Source organism: Halorubrum sp. Atlit-26R, assembly GCF_003666015.1.
In the GTDB taxonomy this organism is placed as follows: domain Archaea; phylum Halobacteriota; class Halobacteria; order Halobacteriales; family Haloferacaceae; genus Halorubrum.
On the sequence record NZ_QPLT01000135.1, the window covers coordinates 1 to 916 of the forward strand.

The following is a 916-nucleotide window of genomic DNA, read 5'->3' on the forward strand; positions in this document are numbered from 1 at the left end:
GTAATCAACCGGCTCATAATCGACTATATCAAGGATAATATCTGTCTCTGGCCTAGGATGAGGACCGGCCCCTAATTCTAAAACAGGTTGTTTTGAAGATTTTTCAGGCATACTTATGATTGTGTATCTACTGTAATAAGGCTCTGTTGAAATCCTCAGCAGTTGGTGCGTTCTAAACTGCCCTCAGTCAGTACAGTGGATTCAGGTACTGATATTGTAACAGTTGATATTTCGTGGGGGTTACCGATTCCTGTTTATTTTAAATGGCTTGGGACCAAACTATTATATTATTAGGATTAGTCCTCTTATCAGATAGTGAGTCCACAATTAGCCTTTGTTACAAATCGGTGTCCACATTACCGGACAGGGTTTTTTGAACAATTCGATAATCAATTAGGAGATCAATTCGATTATGAAATCCTCTTTACTGACGAAAAAGAGGGATGGAAAGCGTATGGTAATTTTAATTACCGGGCTATTAGGGACTTCGAACTTCACGAGCACTATAGTATTGCACCAACGCTTTTTTATTATCTGTGGCGACGCGGGCCTGATGTAATCGTCGCTTGTCCGCTCGAGCAGTTTGCTGGACAGGCCGCGTATTTATATGCTCAACTGACCGATACCCCATTTGTCCTCTGGACCGGAGAATGGAGGCTTCCAATAACCACTCTGCGGACGACCACATTTCCCCTGATTAAACGGATCTATCACGGAGCAGATGCACTTGTAGTATATGGACCACACATTCGGGACTACGTCACTGACCTCGGGGTTAACCCCGACGATGTCTATGTCGCATGGAACACTACAGACATTGAACGGTTCAGCAATCCTGATTCAGCTGCGGTAACCGCTGTCCGTGAGTCTCTTGGAATACCTAATAATGCTCCTGTGGCGCTCTTCGTTGGAAGAC

Annotated in this window: 1 pseudogene; it reads left to right on the forward strand. The window is 44.3% G+C overall.

From position 1 onward, the window contains the following. Positions 1-315 precede the first annotated feature (315 nt). Positions 316-916: pseudogene (locus DVK07_RS22470) on the forward strand (hypothetical protein); the annotation flags it as partial.